General features: G+C 31.0%; 20 protein-coding genes, 1 tRNA gene and 1 pseudogene. 20 read left to right on the top strand and 2 right to left on the bottom strand.

All coding sequences use genetic code 11. The features are described 5' to 3' along the window. The first annotated feature begins 329 nt into the window (after nt 1–329). The 15 genes from HW119_RS12670 (at nt 330) to HW119_RS12600 (ending at nt 12,486) form a co-directional block, all read left to right on the top strand. Nucleotides 330–989 carry a hypothetical protein gene (locus tag HW119_RS12670; protein WP_177764938.1) on the top strand — a complete coding sequence of 220 codons (660 nt, stop codon included), beginning with the start codon at nt 330–332 and terminating at the stop codon, nt 987–989. A 651-nt stretch (nt 990–1,640) separates the two neighbouring features. After that, complete coding sequence (locus HW119_RS12665) at nt 1,641–2,414, top strand: hypothetical protein (RefSeq protein WP_177764937.1); 774 nt, start codon at nt 1,641–1,643, stop codon at nt 2,412–2,414. Nucleotides 2,415–2,423: 9 nt separating this feature from the next. Further along, the gene (locus tag HW119_RS12660; RefSeq protein ID WP_177764935.1) at nt 2,424–2,693 is read left to right on the top strand and encodes a hypothetical protein; all 270 of its coding nucleotides are present in this window, start codon (nt 2,424–2,426) and stop codon (nt 2,691–2,693) included. A gap of 224 nt (nt 2,694–2,917) precedes the next feature. After that, nucleotides 2,918–3,367 carry an HAD family hydrolase gene (locus HW119_RS12655; RefSeq protein ID WP_177764933.1) on the top strand — a complete coding sequence of 150 codons (450 nt, stop codon included), beginning with the start codon at nt 2,918–2,920 and terminating at the stop codon, nt 3,365–3,367. Nucleotides 3,368–3,569: 202 nt separating this feature from the next. Continuing rightward, nucleotides 3,570–4,487, top strand: a complete 918-nt coding sequence (locus HW119_RS12650) for a GNAT family N-acetyltransferase (RefSeq protein WP_177764931.1) — start codon at nt 3,570–3,572, stop codon at nt 4,485–4,487. Nucleotides 4,488–4,613: 126 nt separating this feature from the next. Further along, a complete protein-coding gene (locus tag HW119_RS12645; RefSeq protein WP_177764929.1) occupies nt 4,614–5,345 on the top strand; it encodes an SMI1/KNR4 family protein in 732 nt (243 codons plus the stop codon). A 230-nt stretch (nt 5,346–5,575) separates the two neighbouring features. Beyond that, nucleotides 5,576–6,103 carry a hypothetical protein gene (locus HW119_RS12640; protein ID WP_177764927.1) on the top strand — a complete coding sequence of 176 codons (528 nt, stop codon included), beginning with the start codon at nt 5,576–5,578 and terminating at the stop codon, nt 6,101–6,103. Between the two features lie 227 nt (nt 6,104–6,330). Then, nucleotides 6,331–7,938 (top strand): DUF4435 domain-containing protein, encoded by a 1,608-nt coding sequence (locus HW119_RS12635; protein ID WP_177764925.1) that lies wholly within the window; start codon nt 6,331–6,333, stop codon nt 7,936–7,938. A gap of 104 nt (nt 7,939–8,042) precedes the next feature. Next, a complete protein-coding gene (locus HW119_RS12630; RefSeq protein WP_218620359.1) occupies nt 8,043–8,783 on the top strand; it encodes a hypothetical protein in 741 nt (246 codons plus the stop codon). Nucleotides 8,784–8,798: 15 nt separating this feature from the next. Then, entirely contained in the window at nt 8,799–9,143 is a 345-nt protein-coding gene (locus tag HW119_RS12625) for a hypothetical protein (RefSeq protein WP_177764921.1), read from the top strand. A 281-nt stretch (nt 9,144–9,424) separates the two neighbouring features. Beyond that, complete coding sequence (locus HW119_RS16945; RefSeq protein WP_177766664.1) at nt 9,425–9,763, top strand: DUF4345 domain-containing protein; 339 nt, start codon at nt 9,425–9,427, stop codon at nt 9,761–9,763. A 55-nt stretch (nt 9,764–9,818) separates the two neighbouring features. Then, nucleotides 9,819–9,986, top strand: coding sequence for a hypothetical protein (locus HW119_RS12615; RefSeq protein ID WP_177764919.1), 168 nt, complete (start codon nt 9,819–9,821; stop codon nt 9,984–9,986). A gap of 449 nt (nt 9,987–10,435) precedes the next feature. Beyond that, nucleotides 10,436–10,804 (top strand): hypothetical protein, encoded by a 369-nt coding sequence (locus HW119_RS12610; protein WP_177764916.1) that lies wholly within the window; start codon nt 10,436–10,438, stop codon nt 10,802–10,804. Between the two features lie 245 nt (nt 10,805–11,049). After that, nucleotides 11,050–11,616: a Crp/Fnr family transcriptional regulator gene (locus HW119_RS12605; RefSeq protein ID WP_177764914.1), complete on the top strand. Its 567-nt coding sequence runs from the start codon at nt 11,050–11,052 to the stop codon at nt 11,614–11,616. A gap of 93 nt (nt 11,617–11,709) precedes the next feature. Continuing rightward, the gene (locus HW119_RS12600) at nt 11,710–12,486 is read left to right on the top strand and encodes a type 1 glutamine amidotransferase domain-containing protein (protein ID WP_255497878.1); all 777 of its coding nucleotides are present in this window, start codon (nt 11,710–11,712) and stop codon (nt 12,484–12,486) included. Between the two features lie 287 nt (nt 12,487–12,773). Here HW119_RS12600 and HW119_RS12595 read toward each other — a convergent pair whose 3' ends face one another. Then, nucleotides 12,774–14,216, bottom strand: a complete 1,443-nt coding sequence (locus HW119_RS12595) for a PLP-dependent aminotransferase family protein (RefSeq protein ID WP_177764912.1) — start codon at nt 14,214–14,216, stop codon at nt 12,774–12,776. Between the two features lie 90 nt (nt 14,217–14,306). Here HW119_RS12595 and HW119_RS12590 point away from each other — a divergent pair, with 90 nt between their 5' ends. The 3 genes and pseudogenes from HW119_RS12590 to HW119_RS12580 all read left to right on the top strand — a co-directional run bounded on the left by HW119_RS12590 (nt 14,307) and on the right by HW119_RS12580 (nt 15,615). Then, a complete protein-coding gene (locus tag HW119_RS12590) occupies nt 14,307–14,753 on the top strand; it encodes a GNAT family N-acetyltransferase (protein ID WP_177764910.1) in 447 nt (148 codons plus the stop codon). 39 nt (nt 14,754–14,792) lie between these two features. After that, nucleotides 14,793–14,863: transfer RNA gene (locus HW119_RS12585), tRNA-Cys, on the top strand. Between the two features lie 20 nt (nt 14,864–14,883). Next, nucleotides 14,884–15,615, top strand: a pseudogene (locus HW119_RS12580) (YggS family pyridoxal phosphate-dependent enzyme). Nucleotides 15,616–15,850: 235 nt separating this feature from the next. Here HW119_RS12580 and HW119_RS12575 read toward each other — a convergent pair. Continuing rightward, nucleotides 15,851–16,192: a winged helix-turn-helix transcriptional regulator gene (locus tag HW119_RS12575; protein WP_177764908.1), complete on the bottom strand. Its 342-nt coding sequence runs from the start codon at nt 16,190–16,192 to the stop codon at nt 15,851–15,853. Between the two features lie 94 nt (nt 16,193–16,286). On the opposite strand from HW119_RS12575, the gene HW119_RS12570 reads away from it, so the two are divergent. Continuing rightward, complete coding sequence (locus HW119_RS12570) at nt 16,287–16,919, top strand: peroxiredoxin-like family protein (protein ID WP_177764906.1); 633 nt, start codon at nt 16,287–16,289, stop codon at nt 16,917–16,919. Beyond that, nucleotides 16,920–17,717 carry a DNA alkylation repair protein gene (locus tag HW119_RS12565; RefSeq protein WP_177764904.1) on the top strand — a complete coding sequence of 266 codons (798 nt, stop codon included), beginning with the start codon at nt 16,920–16,922 and terminating at the stop codon, nt 17,715–17,717. Nucleotides 17,718–17,863 lie beyond the last annotated feature (146 nt).

Below are 17,863 nucleotides of genomic sequence, written 5' to 3'. Positions count from 1 at the left end.
TTTTGCTGAAAACTCGTTTTCAAAGCGAAACGCTAAAAAGCTTAGACAAGTTAATGAAAAAAAATGACAAAGTCAAGTAATTGACTGTTTTTCATTAATTTAAAACAACAAGATTCTTATATTTACCAAACATAAGTTTAAATGACGTTCGCAAATCGGGGATTTAGCGCAATAATTTAAACTTATTTTATATGGAAAGGAGTCCAAAACTGTTCAAGTAAAAACTTCGTACAACATCGTATTGGCAAAATTGCGAGCATAACTAAACGCAACTGTTATCTATATTTTCTCGCAACTTCGCCAATACGTCCAACGTTGTACGACATTTTATGAAGACAATCTCATCAATAAACACTGAATACGGCAATATAGTTTTTACAAAGGATAACCTTACAAATGCTTTTGAATTTAACTCTACACATAAAATAAATAATATTGAATATAAGTCATTATTACAAAAAGCTAAAACAAATATCAATATTCCAATTGAAATTATTTATTACTACAAAAATAGAAAATTAAAATCTGTTAATATTTATATTGAAATTGAATATTTAAAAGAAATTTATAAACCTAATAATATAGATTATAAAGATTATATTATCAATTATATTGAGTTTTGTGAAAATGAATATCGAAAGCTTTTAAATTCATTAATTACAACAAGAAAAACAAATTTTGATTGGGGAACTATTAAAATACAAACTGACCCAAGAACTTATGATTCATTTATCGAAATAAAGTATAATAAAACGCCAGAAATGGCAAAAATAAATCAAGAAAAATTTGAATACATTTTCATTGATATAGATGGTACAGCCAGGGAATTGAGTGATGAAGAGAAATCATACTTATCAGAAAAGTTCAATCCAAATGATGGAGCGAGACCTTATATAAAGTTAGATTACAATCAATTAACTCCGGATAATAAAATTTGTGGATTTTTAAAGCGAGATAAATTGCCACAGAATATAATAATTAAAAAATAAAAACGTCGTACAACATCGGCTTGACGAAATGCGGGGTTAAGAGCAAAATTGAACTTCTCGCCTAATTTCCCGCCAAAAGCTGTTTGCTTTTGTTTTTTTATTAAATTTACCAAAAGGCTCACAGCTTTGGCTCAGTTTCGGTCTGAATTGAACTTTCGCTCAATCCAAGCCCGCACTATCGCCAAGCCGCGGCCCGTTGTACGCAATTTTAGGACGTACTTTCCGAATAAAAGTTTGGTAATTTTAATAAGAAGGAGTTGTTTTAAAGGCAAAAAATAAGGATTATTTTGCCTGCTAAGCTTTGCAAAAGATTTTGCTGAAAACTCGTTTTCAAAGCGAAACGCTAAAAAGCTTAGACAAGTTAATGAAAAAAAATGACAAAGTCAAGTAATTGACTGTTTTTCATTAATTTAAAACAACAAGATTCTTATATTTACCAAACATAAGTTTAAATGACGTTCGCAAATCGGGGATTTAGCGCAATAATTTAAACTTATTTTATATGGAAAGGAGTCCAAAACTGTTCAAGTAAAAACTTCGTACAACATCGTATTGGCAAAATTGCGAGCATAACTAAACGCAACTGTTATCTATATTTTCTCGCAACTTCGCCAATACGTCCAACGTTATGTGTAATTTTTCACAAAGAGTATGGAAATCACTGAGGAAGAAATTAAAGAATTGAGATCCATTAAAGAATTTTCTGAAATAGGATATCAATATACAATAATGTACATTGCCAGGATTCATTCACAAGCCGAATTCTTATTTTCAAAGGTAATAATGTTACAAGATAAATTATATACTAGATATGAAATATCAGAAATTATCGAAGCTTTTACTATAAAATCAATTTGTGATTGGGAATGGTATATTGAAAAAATGATAAGTGAAACATTGAAAAATGATACAACAAAATTGTCAGAAACTTTAAACTTAGAATTACCAAAAAAAATATCTACTGACGAATGTTTTGCATATTTGAATGGTTTAAATTACTTTGATTTGAAAAATGCTTCAAACTTAAAAACCATATCGAAAAAAGTTCTTGTAGATGAATACAATCCTTTTTTAAAAATTAATAATGAAGCTAAAAATAAAATTGATGAATTTTATATCATAAGGAATTATGTAGCTCATAAAAGTAAAAAGTCTAAAAAATCACTTATTAATATTTATAAAAAATACGAAATATTAGAATTTATAGAGGCTGGAGAATTTTTACTTTCAAAAAGTAATAAAAATTCTAAAACTATTATATTTCAAGATTTCGGTTCAGCATTTTGGCTTTCAGCATTTAACATATTAGAGTTTTTATATCCAAATATTTATAAATGGATAGTTAAAGATGAAAAAATATACAACGAAAAGTGTCATTTAAGATTACATTATTTAATGTATTTAAGTCCAAATAAACCACAATAAATTAAAAATATGAGTTTAGAAAAAATTAAACAAGAAATTCAGATAATAGAATCTTTTCTAACAGAAGAAGAACTAAACAAAGATCTGATCGAAGTAGAAAACGAAGAATTGATTAAGTATCTAGAAACTATTGGAGCCCGAGAAATTCAATATGAAACAGGTAATCAACCACAATTTGGTAAGTTTACTGAATTAGGAGGTGTAACAAATTTATGGTATAAGGACGATAACGAAATTTGGTTAATTAAATATTACGAAATAAAGCGTTTCTTTAAATAAACCTACGCATAACATCGTATTGGCGAAATGGCGGGATAAGGCAGAAATTGAAAATTTCTCCTTTTTTTGTCGCAACAGCATTTTATATTTCCTTTTTTCATAAATTTAGAAAATAATAAAAGGCTGTTGCTTAGCTTAGTGCTAGATTGAAAGTTTAGGCTTTCTAATCCGCCACTATCGCCAATACGCGGCCCGTTAGCCGTCATTTTAAAAGACAGAAATTAATGAATATAAGTTTTGATTTAGATAGTACTTTAATTCCAAATGGAAATGAATTCGAAACCGAAAAAGAGAATTGGAAAACTAAACTTTTTAAAGTTGAAAAATTAAGAAAAGGTACAAAACAACTTATCTCAATTTTACAAGAAGAAAATCATAAAGTTAATATTTATACGACTTCCTTTAGGAGTAAAAACAAAATTCGTTTAACATTTTGGTGTTATAATATTAAAGTTAATAGAATCGTAAATCAAACTGAAAATAAAAAGAAACTTGAATCGTTAAAAATTTATTCTTCAAAATATCCAAAAGCTTTTAACTTTGACCTACATATTGATGATTCAAAAGGTGTCGAAATTGAAAGCGAAAAATATAATTTTAATGTTTTAATCGTTGCTCCAAACGACCTGAAATGGAACGAAAAAATAATCAATAAAATAAAAACGAACGGCTAACACAAGTTTGGCGCAATGGCGAATAAAGGCAAATCTCGAAGTTGGTTTTATTTTTTGTCGCACTCGCCTATTTTTATTTTTCATTATTAAATTTAAAAATCAAAAAGGCGTTGCTTAGTTTTGGTTAATCGTAAAGTTTTAGCTTTATTTTCTCGCAACTTCGCCAATACGTCCAACGTTAGCTGACATTTTAGAACCCGAAATGATACATAAAGTAATTGATAGACTTGAAGAACTAATTGAAATTATTCCTCCAAAACTGACTGAAATAAATGAACTAAATTTTAGTTTTAAATCAAGTCCAGAAAAATGGAGTAAAAAAGAAATTTTAGGACACTTAATTGATAGTGCAACAAATAATCATCAAAGATTTTTACGAGCTCAATTTGAAAATTCTCCAACTATTTGGTACGACCAAAATAACTGGGTTGAAAAAAGTAATTACCAAAATATTGACAAACAACATTTAATTGACTTTTGGACAAATTACAACAAACATTTAGTCCACATTATTAAAAGTATTAACGTTGAGAATCTGAAAAATAAATGCAAAACAAAAGACAGAAGTGATTTAACAATTGAATTTTTAATCTGTGATTATATTGAACATTTAGAACATCATCTTGAGCAAATAATTCCACAAAAAAAGATGAAAATTCAAAAAGCAGAATTAACAGACAATGAGATACTAACTCAAATAACCAAAAAGTCTAAAGCTTATTGGGGTTTTTCGGAAGAAGTTTTAACAGAATGGGAACATTTGTTGATTGTAAGTAAAAAATATATTGAGGAGAACCAAGTGTATAAGCTAATTGTCGAAAATGAGCCAATCGGTTATTATTCTTACTTTACAACCGACGAAAAAAGTGTCAAACTCGACAACTTGTTTCTTCTTCCCCAATATATAGGAAAAGGATTTGGTAAAGTATTGATGGAACATTTTTTAAACGAGGTAAGAAACATTGGAATAAACAGGATTACATTAGACTCTGAGCCAAACACTGAAAAATTCTACAATAAATTCGGGTTTTTCAAAATCGGACAATTTGAAAGTTCTATAAAAGACAGATTTTTACCAATAATGGAATTAAAACTTGATGAAGAAAAAAACGTCAGCTAACATCGGCTTGGCAAAATTGCGAGCATAACTAAACGCAACTGTTATATATATTTTCTCGCAACTTCGCCAATACGTCCAACGTTACCTGCAAGCATTTCTGAAAAAACGCAACTTAGAAAGAAAAATATGACTCCATTAGAAAAATTAAAATCAATCTTAAACGAAAAGTATATTTCAGAAGATAATGAGGAATATCAAGTGCAACTATTAGAAGGTTTAACTGAAGAACAGATAAATACCTTAGCCGAAAGGTTTCCTTCAAAATATATTCCTTTAGAAATTAAAGAATTATTAAAATTCGCTCGTGGTTTTGAATTTTACGGAGTTGAAGAAATAACTTTTGACGGAATTGAACAATTCGGATTTGAAGAGTTTTTTCCTCATTCTGAACAACTTGCAGGTGATGGATTTGGAAACTTTTGGATTTTAGACGTAAGTAAAAATGGAGATTGGGGAAATGTATTTTATGTATGCCACGACCCTACTGTAATTATTAAACATTCTGACAATCTAACGCAATTTATTGATCACGTAAATGAATTTGGAAAAAACGGAAACAAGTCCAACCTTGACATAATTCACGAAAAAGTTGTAATGGATATTTGGAGTAAAAACAACAGTTTTACGGAACTTGAAAACGCAAGACAATCTAACGATTCAACTTTGAAAAACTTTGCATTATCACTTCCAGATAATTTTGTTATTGCAGATTTAAGAAACAAACCAATTCAAAGTGGTTTTGCGTGTGGAAAATTTGGACCAAATATTGACAAAACTAAACGTCACGAATCCGAACTACTTTGGGGAATCGAAAAACAAGCTAAAAAGAGTTTTTTCGCCAAACTTTTTGGTAAATAACAAACAATGCCAGCAGGTAACAAGATATTGCCAAAAGCGGGGCTAAAGTGCTAAATTCAAAGTTTGTTCTTCTTTCACCGCCAAAAACGAATTATATTCGTTTTTTTATTAAATTTATCTCATATAAATTCGTTTTGGCTAGCCTCGGTACAAAATCGAAACTTCTCGCTTCGATTTCCCCGCCTTTGCCAATACGTCCAACGTTATACGCAATTATCAAAACATGAAATATGGATAAATACAAAGAAAATTTTGAAAAAGGAGCTCAGCGTTATATTAAACTACTTGAAGAAATAAAATGGTTTGATAATCCACACGTAAATAAGGAAGAAATTATTGAACGAATTTCGAACACTACATTTCCACCTTACTATGCAACTTATCTTACACAACTTGCTTATGAATCAGATTACAGCGGAGAGGATCAACTTACTGACGTTCTAAATGCAGTTATGCAGTTTATTCCTAATAGTGAATTTGAAATTAACGAAGGTGGTATAATTATAAAAATAAACGACAACGAATATCCCATTAAGCTAAACGTAGAAAAATTTGAAGTTGGTGAAGGAAGTGAAAGTTTTGTTGAAACAACAATAAACGAAATTTTAAAAAACGAAGGTTCAAATTATTTATTTTTTGAACTTCCACCTGATGATGAAGTATCTTCATTAATCTTCGTAAAACCTGAAATATATAAACTTGCTTTAGAAAAAGGAATAATTCCAGATTTTATGGGTTATTATGCTGTGAATTATTAACTGCGTATAACATCGGCTTTGCGAAATGCGGGGTTAAGTGCAAAATTGAACCTCTCGCCTATTCATCCGCCAAAAGCTGTTTGCTTTTGTTTTTTTATTAAATTTACCAAAAGACTCACAGCTTTGGCTCAGTTTCGGTCTGAATTGAACTTTCGGTCAATTCAAGCCTGTATTATCGCCAAGCTGCTGCCCGTTATGTATCATTTAATTGAGACACCATAAAAATTATGAACATACAATTACCAAATAAAAAAGGAACACCAAATTCAACACCCAATATTGACTTTGACCAACTTGTTGTTGTCGGAGCAAATGGTTCAGGTAAGACTAGATTTGGCTCTAAAATTGAACAATTATATTTAGGTAAAACACATAGAATTTCGGCTCAAAAATCTTTAACACTTCCGAATGAAGTTAGTCCAAAATCAAAATTAAGGGCGAAAAAAGAATTTTATTATGGTTATTACAGCGAAAGCTATAATGAAACACAACAACTTCAACAGAAGCACTATCAAAGGTGGGGCGGAAATTTTAATACTTTTCTATTAAACGACTATGAAAAATTGTTGGTATTACTTCATACTGAAGAATATGAAGAATCATTAAATTATAAAGAAGGTAGAGCTGAGAAACCAACTACAAAACTTGATAGAGTTCAAAAACTATGGGAAGCAGTTTTACCACATAGAAAGCTCATAAAAAGAGCAGGTGTCATTGAAACCTATCCAACAGGAGAAGAGCAGAATAAATATAATGCTTCTGAAATGAATGATGGAGAAAGAGTTATTTTCTATTTAGTAGGAGAAGTCGTTTGTGCACCTGAAAATTCAATTATTATTATTGACGAACCTGAAATGCACATTCATAAATCGTTAATTAAATCACTTTTTGATTTAATTGAAATAGAAAGACCAGACTGTTCATTTGTTTATCTAACACACGACATTGACTTTGCTTTTACTAGGCAAAATGCAATTAAAATTTGGGCAAAATCTTATGTTTCGACAGACCTTTGGGATTATGAAATATTAAACGAAGAAATGCCAATTCCTGAACAATTATATCTTGAAGTTTTAGGAAGCAGAAAACCTGTAATTTTTTTAGAAGGTGACAATAGTAGTATTGATTATGAAATATATGAACAAGTGTATTCAGACTACACCTTAAAACCATTAGGTAGTTGTGAGAAAGTTATCCATTCCGTAAAATCATTTAACGAACAGAATGGTTTTCACCATATAAACTCATATGGAATTATTGACAGAGATAGAAGACAATCAATAGAAGTTACAAAACTTAATGAAAAAAATATTTGGATTTTAGATGTTGCAGAAGCAGAGAATTTACTGCTTTCAGAAAATATTGTTAAATCATTGGCAACACATATGGGGAAAAATCCAGATGAAGTTTTTAATGAAGTTAAAAATAATATTTTAAATTTCTTTGCAAATCAAATCGAAACGCAAATACTTATGCATTTTAAAGAAGTATTCAAAAGGGAACTTTATAACTTAAGTAATTTTTCTTCTAAAAACATATCAGAGAGTATTGCTGAAATTGACGGGTTATATACAAATATTGATAAACAAATTATTTATGATAGTATTAAGTTAGAATTTGAAACAGTTATCGCTAATAATGATTATAATTCAACTTTACGCTTATTCAATTTAAAAAACGCTTTAATTCCTCAATCAAAAGTTTGTGAATTAACGGGTGTGAAAAATAAAGAAGAATACCGAAAATTAGTATTAACACTTTTAAAGAAAAAAGACGCTATTAGTGGACAAATCAAAACTGAAATTGATAGCAGAATAATAAAAAACGACACATAACAGGGGTTTGCCAAAAGTGGGGCTGAAGTGTTAAATTGAACATTTGTGCTTCGATTCCTTCACCTTCGGCAAGCTCAAAACCGTTATATGCCATTTTAATGACAATGTTTGAACTTAAAAATCATATAGAAATAAATGAAAACTACCAAGGAATAAGCTTTACTGAGTTTGAATTAAACTTTATGGCTTATATTTTTAATAACAAGATTACAGATACGTTTATTCGTTCAAATGAATTTATTTATCATAGCTTAAAAAACTGCATAAAAGAGGAACCTGATAAAGGATATTTAAAACGAGCTTTTGACTTTAAAAAAATCAAATCAAGAGATTTTAAAAAAAGGAACAAAGAAGGAACGTCAAAATTTCTGGCTGAATTTGAGAATGAATCAGATTGGGGTGATGATAAAAATGAATTTGCAAAACTAGTCGATAAATATTTTGAAATTCAAAATAAATTTAATGAAATAGATTTTTATATTTTGTCCAAAGACTGGTTCAATAAACAAGATAAAAGATTAATTGAACCTGAAAGCAGCATTTATCTTTACTATTTTTTAATATTATCAATAAACAGAAAATCTAATAGGTTAATGACAAACGAGGAGCTAAAAATAACTCTTGAAAAATTTATTAGACAGAGTAATGGAAATTGTTTTAAGACAGAAATACGAAATATTTTATTAATCTTTAAAAATACTGGTGGAAAGCAAGAAATTGCTAAACAAATATTAGAACAACTGAAACGAGATAATCAAAATAACAATATTATTCAAGACGGTGCAGATGATATACTTGATATTGTCACAGGTTGGTGTAATTCTAAAATGAGAGTTTGGATTTAGTAAAAAATATATGAAATGGCATATTCGATAAAAAAGGAAGACGTAATAAAGTATGAACCAAATGAATTAAGAAACTTTAAGCTTTTTATTCACGAATATATTGATAACTTGAATTTTACATTTAAGCCAGCAGACTTTTTGTCAAACGCTGACGAATATTTAAAATTTGCATCTGAATTATTTAGTAATGCAGGTTGGTATGGAGATGGAGAAATTCAGTTAATTTGGGTTCCACCATTTATATTTAATGATTATACAAATAATGAAGATGCTAATGGAATTGTAATTTGGCACGTAAAACAAAAGGAAGACGGAATTTCGTGGTTACTTTCACCTATAGAATTTCCAATTGTCAAATAAAAACTACCGCTAACAAGGGTTTGGCGCAATGGCGGGTTAAGTGATTATTGAAAGTTTCGGCTTTCTATGTCGCACTCGCCTATTTCATTTTTTTATTATTAAATTTAAAAATCAAAAAGGCGTTGCTTAGTTTTGGTTAATCGTAAAGTTTCGGCTTTATCTTTTCGGCACATGCGCCAAGCTTCGTCACATTAGTTGCAAGCAAAAAGAGCATAACCTTAATCATAAAATGATAACGAATTTCAAAGAAAATTAGAAATATGAAATTTAAAAATTTTTAACTGATTATTTCATCCTTAATAGTTATAATAGTTGGTTTAGCTTACGGAATAGCACCAAATAAACTATTTCCTGAATTATTTGGAATAAAAGTAGAAGGTTTGGAATTGCTTAACATTTTGAGGGCAATTATGAGTTTGTATATTGCTTTTGGATTGTTTTTAATACTAGGTGTTATAAAAACTCAATATTGGAAGATTGCAACAATCGTCAGCATAATTTTCACGGCAGGTATAGCTTTTGGAAGATTGATTAGCTTTCTTTTTGATGGAATATCATTACTTTTTGTTTTTGCATTTTTCACAGAAATAATTATTATGTTTTGGGGAATTTATAATTAAAAAAAATATAAGAACTAAAAATCTAGTTTAATTTAAGCCAGCAGCTAACATCGCATTGGCAAAAATTAAAAGAGTTAGAGTAACTTCTTCTGGTGCATTTTATATGAAAAGTGAGGATTTATTTAATGATAATAAAGAAGCTTTAGAATTAATTGAAAAATTGGATAAATCAGTATCTAATTTTAAAAAAGCTAATTCTAGAAATTTCGCTAATGTAGAATAATGCCACGCCTAGATTTAATTATATTACCACTACTGCTGGCTATATATTTTTTTTACATTCAATCTAACTAAGTTTTATTATTTAAGAGTTGATAGGCAAAGACTTATTTTCAACTCATTACTTTATACTGTATTAATATCTTTCTTTAGTTTTTTTTCGACTTTTATATTTTAAAATCTGAAAGTTTTTTTGGATACTAAAATCCATTATTAGAATGTAGAACTTATCAAAGTACACATATAGACCAAATTATTGAGAATCAAAATTTAACATTCGGTTTTAAGCACTCTATCTTAATTCTACTTATTTCATTTCCAATAGCTCAAATTCTAAATTTAATATTTAGAAGAAAATTTGCTTTTGATTATATCATTAGAAAATTTGGGTCTCAACTAGACAGATTATTTTGGTTTTCATTAACAGAGCTAAGAGATGAAGATAAACTTTTAATGATAACAATTAAAAGTAGTAAAGTTTATATTGGGTATGTAAATAAAATTTCAGAACCTTTAGCAGTGTCATATATAAGAATAATTCCTAATTTTAGTGGATATAAAGATAAAGAAAAACTTACAATCAATATTACAACAAAATATACTGATGTAATTAAATATTACTTAGAGAATGATAAGAAAAAAGAAATTGACGAAAAGCTTGGAATAATAATACCAGCAAGTGAAATATTAATTGTTTCTATGTTTGATTCAGAAATATTTGGTAGGTTTAACAATAGTAAAGAGGATAAAGAAAATACTCTAACCACATCTCAAATTATACTAAAAGGAGTTTCTGATATATTCAAAGACTTATCAAAATAAACAACACATAGCATCGTATTGGCGAAATGACGGGATAAGGAAGAAATGAAAGTTTCTCCTTTTTTTGTCGCAACAGCCTTTTATATTTCTTTTTTTTCATAAATTTAGAAAATAATAAAAGGCTGTTGTTTAGGTTAGTGCAAAATTGAAAGTTTAAGCTTTCTAATCCGTCACTATCGTCGATACTTTTTGTGTTGTGTGACACCCTACAACAACCGTCCGCAAATAAAATGTTATTTTGAAAAATGAACAAAGAATTAAGACAACATATCGAAAAAATCGTTTCGCTGACGGACAGCGAATTTGATTTTGTTCTTTCTCATTTTACTACAAAACAATTCAAGAAACACCAATTTTTAGTTCAGGAAAGCAATTATGTAACCAATGATTTTTGGGTAGTCAAAGGATTGGTAAAAGCATATCACAGCGATATTGACGGAAAAGAACACATTATGCAGTTTGCTATGGAAGATTGGTGGATTACAGACTACCAAGCCTATTTCAACCAAACAAAAGCAACGCTCAACGTAAGCTGTTTGGAAGGCACCGAAGTGCTTTGCTTATCCTTGGAAAACCGTGATAAGATTTGTGCCGAACTGCATAAAATCGAACATTTTTTCCGCAAAAAATCTAATGCAGGATATGTCGCATTGCAACGCAGGATTTTGTCTTTACTAAACAGCAATGCAAAAGAGCGTTACGATCAATTTTTAGTACAATATCCTAGCCTTTTACAACGAGTCCCCAAAACTTTAATTGCCTCTTATCTCGGAGTTTCAAGAGAAACATTGAGCCGACTTTCATCTTTGTAGTGTGACATACATCACACCAAAATTGTGATTTACTTCCTGTGTCGACAGCTGTAATCTTAAGAACTTTGTCCCGTTAATCAAAAAATTAAAAAGATGAAGAATAAAATCGTTTCAGCAGTTCTATCTGCAATATGTGTTTTTACACTATCAAACTGTTCACAGGTACAAAACAAAAAATCAGAAAATATGAACAAGAAAATTTTATTTGCGGTTACGAGCCACGACAAAAAAGGCGATACAGGACAGCCGACAGGTTATTATTTGGGAGAAGTTTCACATCCTTGGGAAGTTTTGCATAAAGCAGGTTACGAAATTGATTTTGTAAGTCCGAATGGAGGAACACCACCAGTTGACGGATTTAATTTGGAAGACCCGACCAACAAAGCATTTTGGGAAAACAAGGAATATAAAGCCAAAATAGACAATTCGCTAAAACCAAGCGAAGTAAAAACAGAAGATTATTCCGTAATTTTCTTTGCAGGCGGACACGGAACCATGTGGGATTTTGCAGACAATACAGAATTAGCAAAAATTACAGCCAAAATTTATGAAAATGGAGGTGTAGTTGGAGCAGTTTGCCACGGTCCTGCAGGATTAGTCAATGTAAAATTAAATAACGGAAAATATTTGGTGGACGGAAAGAAAATTAATGCTTTTACCAATGAAGAAGAAACAGCGGTAAAACTTGAAAATATTGTTCCTTTTTTATTGGAAAGTAAACTGATTGAACGTGGTGCAAAATTTGAGAAATCAGGACTTTGGCAACCACACGTAACCGTTGATCAACGAGTGGTTACAGGACAAAATCCACAATCGGCAAAAGGTGTAGGCGAAGCTATTTTAGAAGAATTGAAAAAGTTAAACAAATAGAAACCTAATTTAAATTGCATATAAAAGGTAAGGTTATGAAAATGACTTTGTCTTTTTGAATTAACTGATATGACGGACTTAAAACAAGGGCGGTCACACAACAAGGTTTTGAAAAATGACGGGGTTAAGTTTAATTGAAACTTTCGGCTTCGTAATACGCAAAAGCCAATAAAATTGGCTTTTGCTACGTGTCGCCTAAATCGAAATTTCCATCTTCGATTTACTGCTATTTCAAAAAGCTCGGAACCGTTAACTGCAATTTTACCAAAACCGTCCTGCATCAAAAGTCAACTTTTCAATACTATCTTTTCTATCTCATTGACAGCAGATTGCAATTCTTCTTCATTCATTGAAGCAAATCCAAAACGAAATGCATTCAATTCATAATCCAGTCGAACTATCTTAAAGAACGGATTTGACACTATTTTATCTACCGAAAACGATTTGTTAAACGTAATCCAAACAGCCATTCCACCAGACGGCAACGAATAGGTTATATATTTTGACAATTGATTTTTTAGTAAACTATCCAAAAAATCTCTACGCTCGTGGTAACATTTTTTAGCTTTTTTGAGATGTCTTTTCAATTCGCCATCTTTTATCAAAGTAGCTAATGCGTTTTGCATATATCCATCACCGCCCACGTCAATAATTTTTCTGAAAGAGGTACATTGGTCAATAAAATTTTTCGGAGCAACCATAAAACCCATTCGCAAAGCGGGGTCTAAAATTTTAGAAAAAGAGCCAATATAAATCACATTGCCATTGTGATTTGCACTTGCCAAAGGCAAATATGGCGAAGATGAATAATGATAATCGTAATCATAATCATCTTCGATAATGGCAAACGAAAACTTCTTTGAAAGTTCAAGTAATTTCATTCTTCGTTCAACGCTCAAAGTAACCGTTGTCGGATAATGATGATGGGGAACAACATAAACAGCATTAATTTTTTTCTTTTTACAAATTTGCTCGATTTCATCAGTATCAATTCCATTATCATCAATATTAACTTCGATAAGCTTCGCCCCCGTTTCTTGAAAAGTTTTGTTTGCAACAGGATAATTTGGCTTGGCTACGACAATGTTTGTGTGTTCATTTAAAAGTAGTCGTGCCGAAAGATAAATACTCATTTGTGCACCGTGGGTAATCAAAATATTATCAGCAGAAATATTTAATCCTCTTGTTTCTGACAAATGTTTAGTCAACTCTTCCCTAAGCATCAATGTTCCTTGTGTTGTTCCGATATGGGCTTTTTTTATGGCAGATTTTCGGAAAGTAAATGAACGATATGTTTTCAACAAATCATTTATCGGAGAAAGTCGAACATCTGGATGCCCATCATCTACAATAATTTCAGGAACAGAATCATCAGTTTTCAAAACATCTCGAACCACCCGAAAAGGAATTTTAAAATCTTGTTCATAAGAAAATTTTTCAGTTGGTTCATTCCATTTTTTTGGCTTTAGTACGGGTAGATTTTCTGCTACTATCACATATTTTCTTGGATATACTGTTATCCATTCTTGTGATTGTAATTCGTCATAAGCCGAAACAACTGTTTTTCTATGAACTTGTAACATTCGAGCCAACTCACGACTACTCAATAAATGTGTTCCAGCTTTCAAAGTGCCGTTTCTGATAGCGTTGATAATTGAAATAGCAATCTGTCTGTAAACAGGAACTTTACTTTCTTTTTCTATAATGATGATATGTTGATACGGCAACATTCTGGACTATCTTTTATTTAAAAATTGGACTACAAATATAGTCCAATTAAAATTTAATTTTGTCATATCATTTAAAAATAATTAGAAACAATGGAGTACAACATCAAAAAAATAGGTCTAAACGATTTAGACACAACAGCGGAATTATTTAACCTCTATCGGGTTTTCTACCGCCAAGCGAACGATTATGAAAAATGTAAACAGTTCATCAAGGAACGATTAGACAACGACCAATCAAACATTTTTGTGGTGTATGCAGACGGCAAAGCAGTTGGTTTTGTACAGTTGTACAAATTGTATCATTACATCAAATTAGCAAAACAATGGCTATTGAGTGATTTGTTTGTACACTCCGATTACAGAGGTAAAGGGCTTTCGGTAGCATTGATAGACCGAGCAAAACAATGGTGTGATGAAACAGACGCTTGCGGTTTAATGCTTGAAACCGAAAAGACAAACGACATAGGCAACAAATTATATCCACGTTGCGGTTTTGAATATGACGGAAACCACAATTATTACTATTGGTGGAAATAACAAAATGGGCTGGCTTAAATCAGTTCGCCTTTAAAAAATGGTCGGGTGGTCGAGTGGTTAGAGAAGGGTACGCAATACCTTCTACAGTGGTTCAAATCCATTCCCGACCTCTTTTCATAAATCTAAAAGAATGAAAGAACAAATTATCAATAATATTCAAAGCATTTGTGAGCGGATAAATAATGCCTGCATCAACAGCAACAGAAATCCTAATGAAGTAAAATTGTTATTGGCAACCAAAACCGTACCTGTCGAACGTATCAAAATGGCATTACAGGCAGGATATACACTAATAGCAGAAAACAAGATACAGGAACTTAAAGAGAAGTACGAAGAGTTAAAAGAAATTCCGCACATCAATCATTTCATTGGGCATTTGCAGACCAACAAAATCAAAGACCTTTTGAAATATAACGTGTCCTGCATTCAGTCGCTTGACCGTTTGGATTTGGCAGAAAAATTACACCAACGGTTACAGTTTGAAAACAAAACCATAGAAGTATTGATACAGGTAAATACTTCTTTAGAAAAAAGCAAATTTGGTGTAAGCCCCGATAATGCAATAGAATTAGTAAAGCAAGTAGCACAGTTGGACACACTAAAAATAAAAGGTTTAATGACAATAGGTCTGTTTAGTGCCGAAACTGAAAAAGTCCGTAAATGTTTCCGATTGCTTAAAGATATTCAACAGTAAATTATTACTTTAAATATTCCCAACGTAGAAATGCAGGAATTGTCAATGGGTATGAGTGGCGATATGGAAACAGCCATTGAGGAGGGTGCAACGATTATAAGAGTAGGTACTGCAATATTCGGACAAAGGATTTACCCCGATAGCTATTATTGGAATGAAAGCAAATAAAAACAGCAGATAACATTGGCGAAATGTCGGATTTAGAGAAAAATTGAAAGTTTCTCCTTTTTTTGTCGCAAAAAGCCAATTGCATTGATTTTTTTTCTTAAATTTATTCAATGAATTGGCTTTTGCTTACTGTGTCGCTAAATTGAAAATTTCGTCTTCGATTTACCGTTACTTCGCAAAGCTTCTAACCGTTATGTGATACGTTTAAACAACGTTCTTGCCAAAAAGAAATGATTTAAAAATTTTCATTTTTTTCAAGCAAAAGTTTACCCCAATCATTTAACTGCCACAAAACTTTCACTAATTCTTCACCAATTGGAGTTAACGAATATTCTACACGTGGAGGAAGTTCGGGAAAGGAGAATTTGGTCAAAATCCCGATTTGTTCCATTTCTTTGAGCTGTTGGTTCAACACTCGCCTATCTACTTTTCCGATGCCTTTCAAAAATTCACTCGGACGCTTTTTGCCTTCGTTTATCTGCCAAACTATCGGGATTTTCCACTTTCCGCTAACTGCATTGACAGCAAATTCTAACGGACAAATTTTTTCTTCTATTGTTACTTCCTTTGTTTTCATAAAATTGACTTTTTTATCCCATAGAGATAAAAATATGCGGTATTGTTTATCTCGAAACAGTTATTAAACTTTGTACAAAATTAAACATTTTAGTATGGATATTTTAGCTAAACAAATAGACGAGTTAAATAAACAATTAACTGCCCAAGTTCCTTCGGAAACGTTACAAGCATTTCAAAAATCAATTCAAGATTTGAAAGAAAAACAAATCGAAAACAAGAGTTTGAATATTGGTGATAAATTTCCTGATTTTGAGCTTAATAATTTTGACAACAAAAAAGTTGTCTTGAGAGAATTATTGGAAAACGAAAAAATCGTAATTGCATTTTTACGAGGAAGTTGGTGTCCGTATTGCAATTTGGAAATCCAAGCATTGCAAACTAAAATCAACCAATTTAAAAATACAAGATTGATTGTGATTTCGCCTCAACTTGAAACTACAAATTCTGAATGGCAGAAACAACACCATATTTCATTTGAAATTTTATCCGATAAAAACAACGATTTGGCTAAACAAGTCGGTATTGATTTTGAACTTCAAGACTTTGTAATTTCTCACTATGAAAACTTAGGAATTGATTTACTTAAAATAAATCAAACAGAAAACCACGTTTTACCAATTCCTGCCGTTTATGTTTTGAACTCAAACGCAACAATTATTTATAAATTTGTAAACGCCAATTATATGGAACGTATCAATATTGACGAATTAATACAGCAATTATAAATGACAAAAAGAAAAGGAGCTCGTTCGACAAAAGATATACCGAACGATATTTTGCAACAAATTAATTCGGGACAAATCGAAACTGCAAATCTTATAGAATGGTTGGCTGTTGACCAAAAAATTTTGCTCGAAAATCTACTAAAACAAACCAACCGAACTGAATATTTGAAGCCAATTCTCAACAAAATTGACCAACTCAAAAAACAAACCGTAAATACAATAAACGAAGCCATCGGATCAGGACTTTTTGAATTGACAACTCAAAACAGAGATGAAAATTTCTTGGCAATTATTTCAAACCATAATGCTGATCTTGTTCGTTGTTGGGCAACTTACACCATCGGAAAAAATGAAAACCTAAACATATCTGAAACATTGAAACAAATCCAACCTTTTTCGGCTGACAACCATTTTGGAGTAAGAGAAATTTGTTGGATGACAGTAAGACCAAAAATTGCGAAAAATCTTACCGAAAGTATCGAAATTCTTTCCAAATGGACTTCTAACGAAGACGAAAATATCCGAAGATTTACAACCGAAGCGACAAGACCTCGTGGAGTTTGGTGCGAACACATTGAAGAACTGAAACAAAATCCGGAATTGGCTTTATCCATTTTGGAACCGCTAAAGTCGGACAAAGCAAAATATGTTCAGGACAGCGTTGGAAATTGGCTCAATGACGCAAGTAAAACACAACCCGAATTTATAACGGAACTTTGCAAGCGTTGGGAAACCGAAAGCAATACCAAAGAAACAAAATACATCACTAAAAAAGCATTAAGAACGCTGAACAAATAATCACATAACAAGCAGTTTGGCAAAAGATCGGAATAACAGCTAAGTTAAACGTTTGTACTTTTTATGCCGCCAATGCTGTGAGCATTAGCTTTTTTTCTTAATTTAGTAAATAAAAATTTGCTTTTGCACAGTCTCGCTAAATTGAA

This window comes from Flavobacterium sp. I3-2, from assembly GCF_013389595.1.
In the GTDB taxonomy this organism is placed as follows: Bacteria; Bacteroidota; Bacteroidia; order Flavobacteriales; family Flavobacteriaceae; genus Flavobacterium.
Note: the sequence above shows the minus strand (reverse complement) of the source record. Positions and strands in the feature narration are given on the sequence as shown.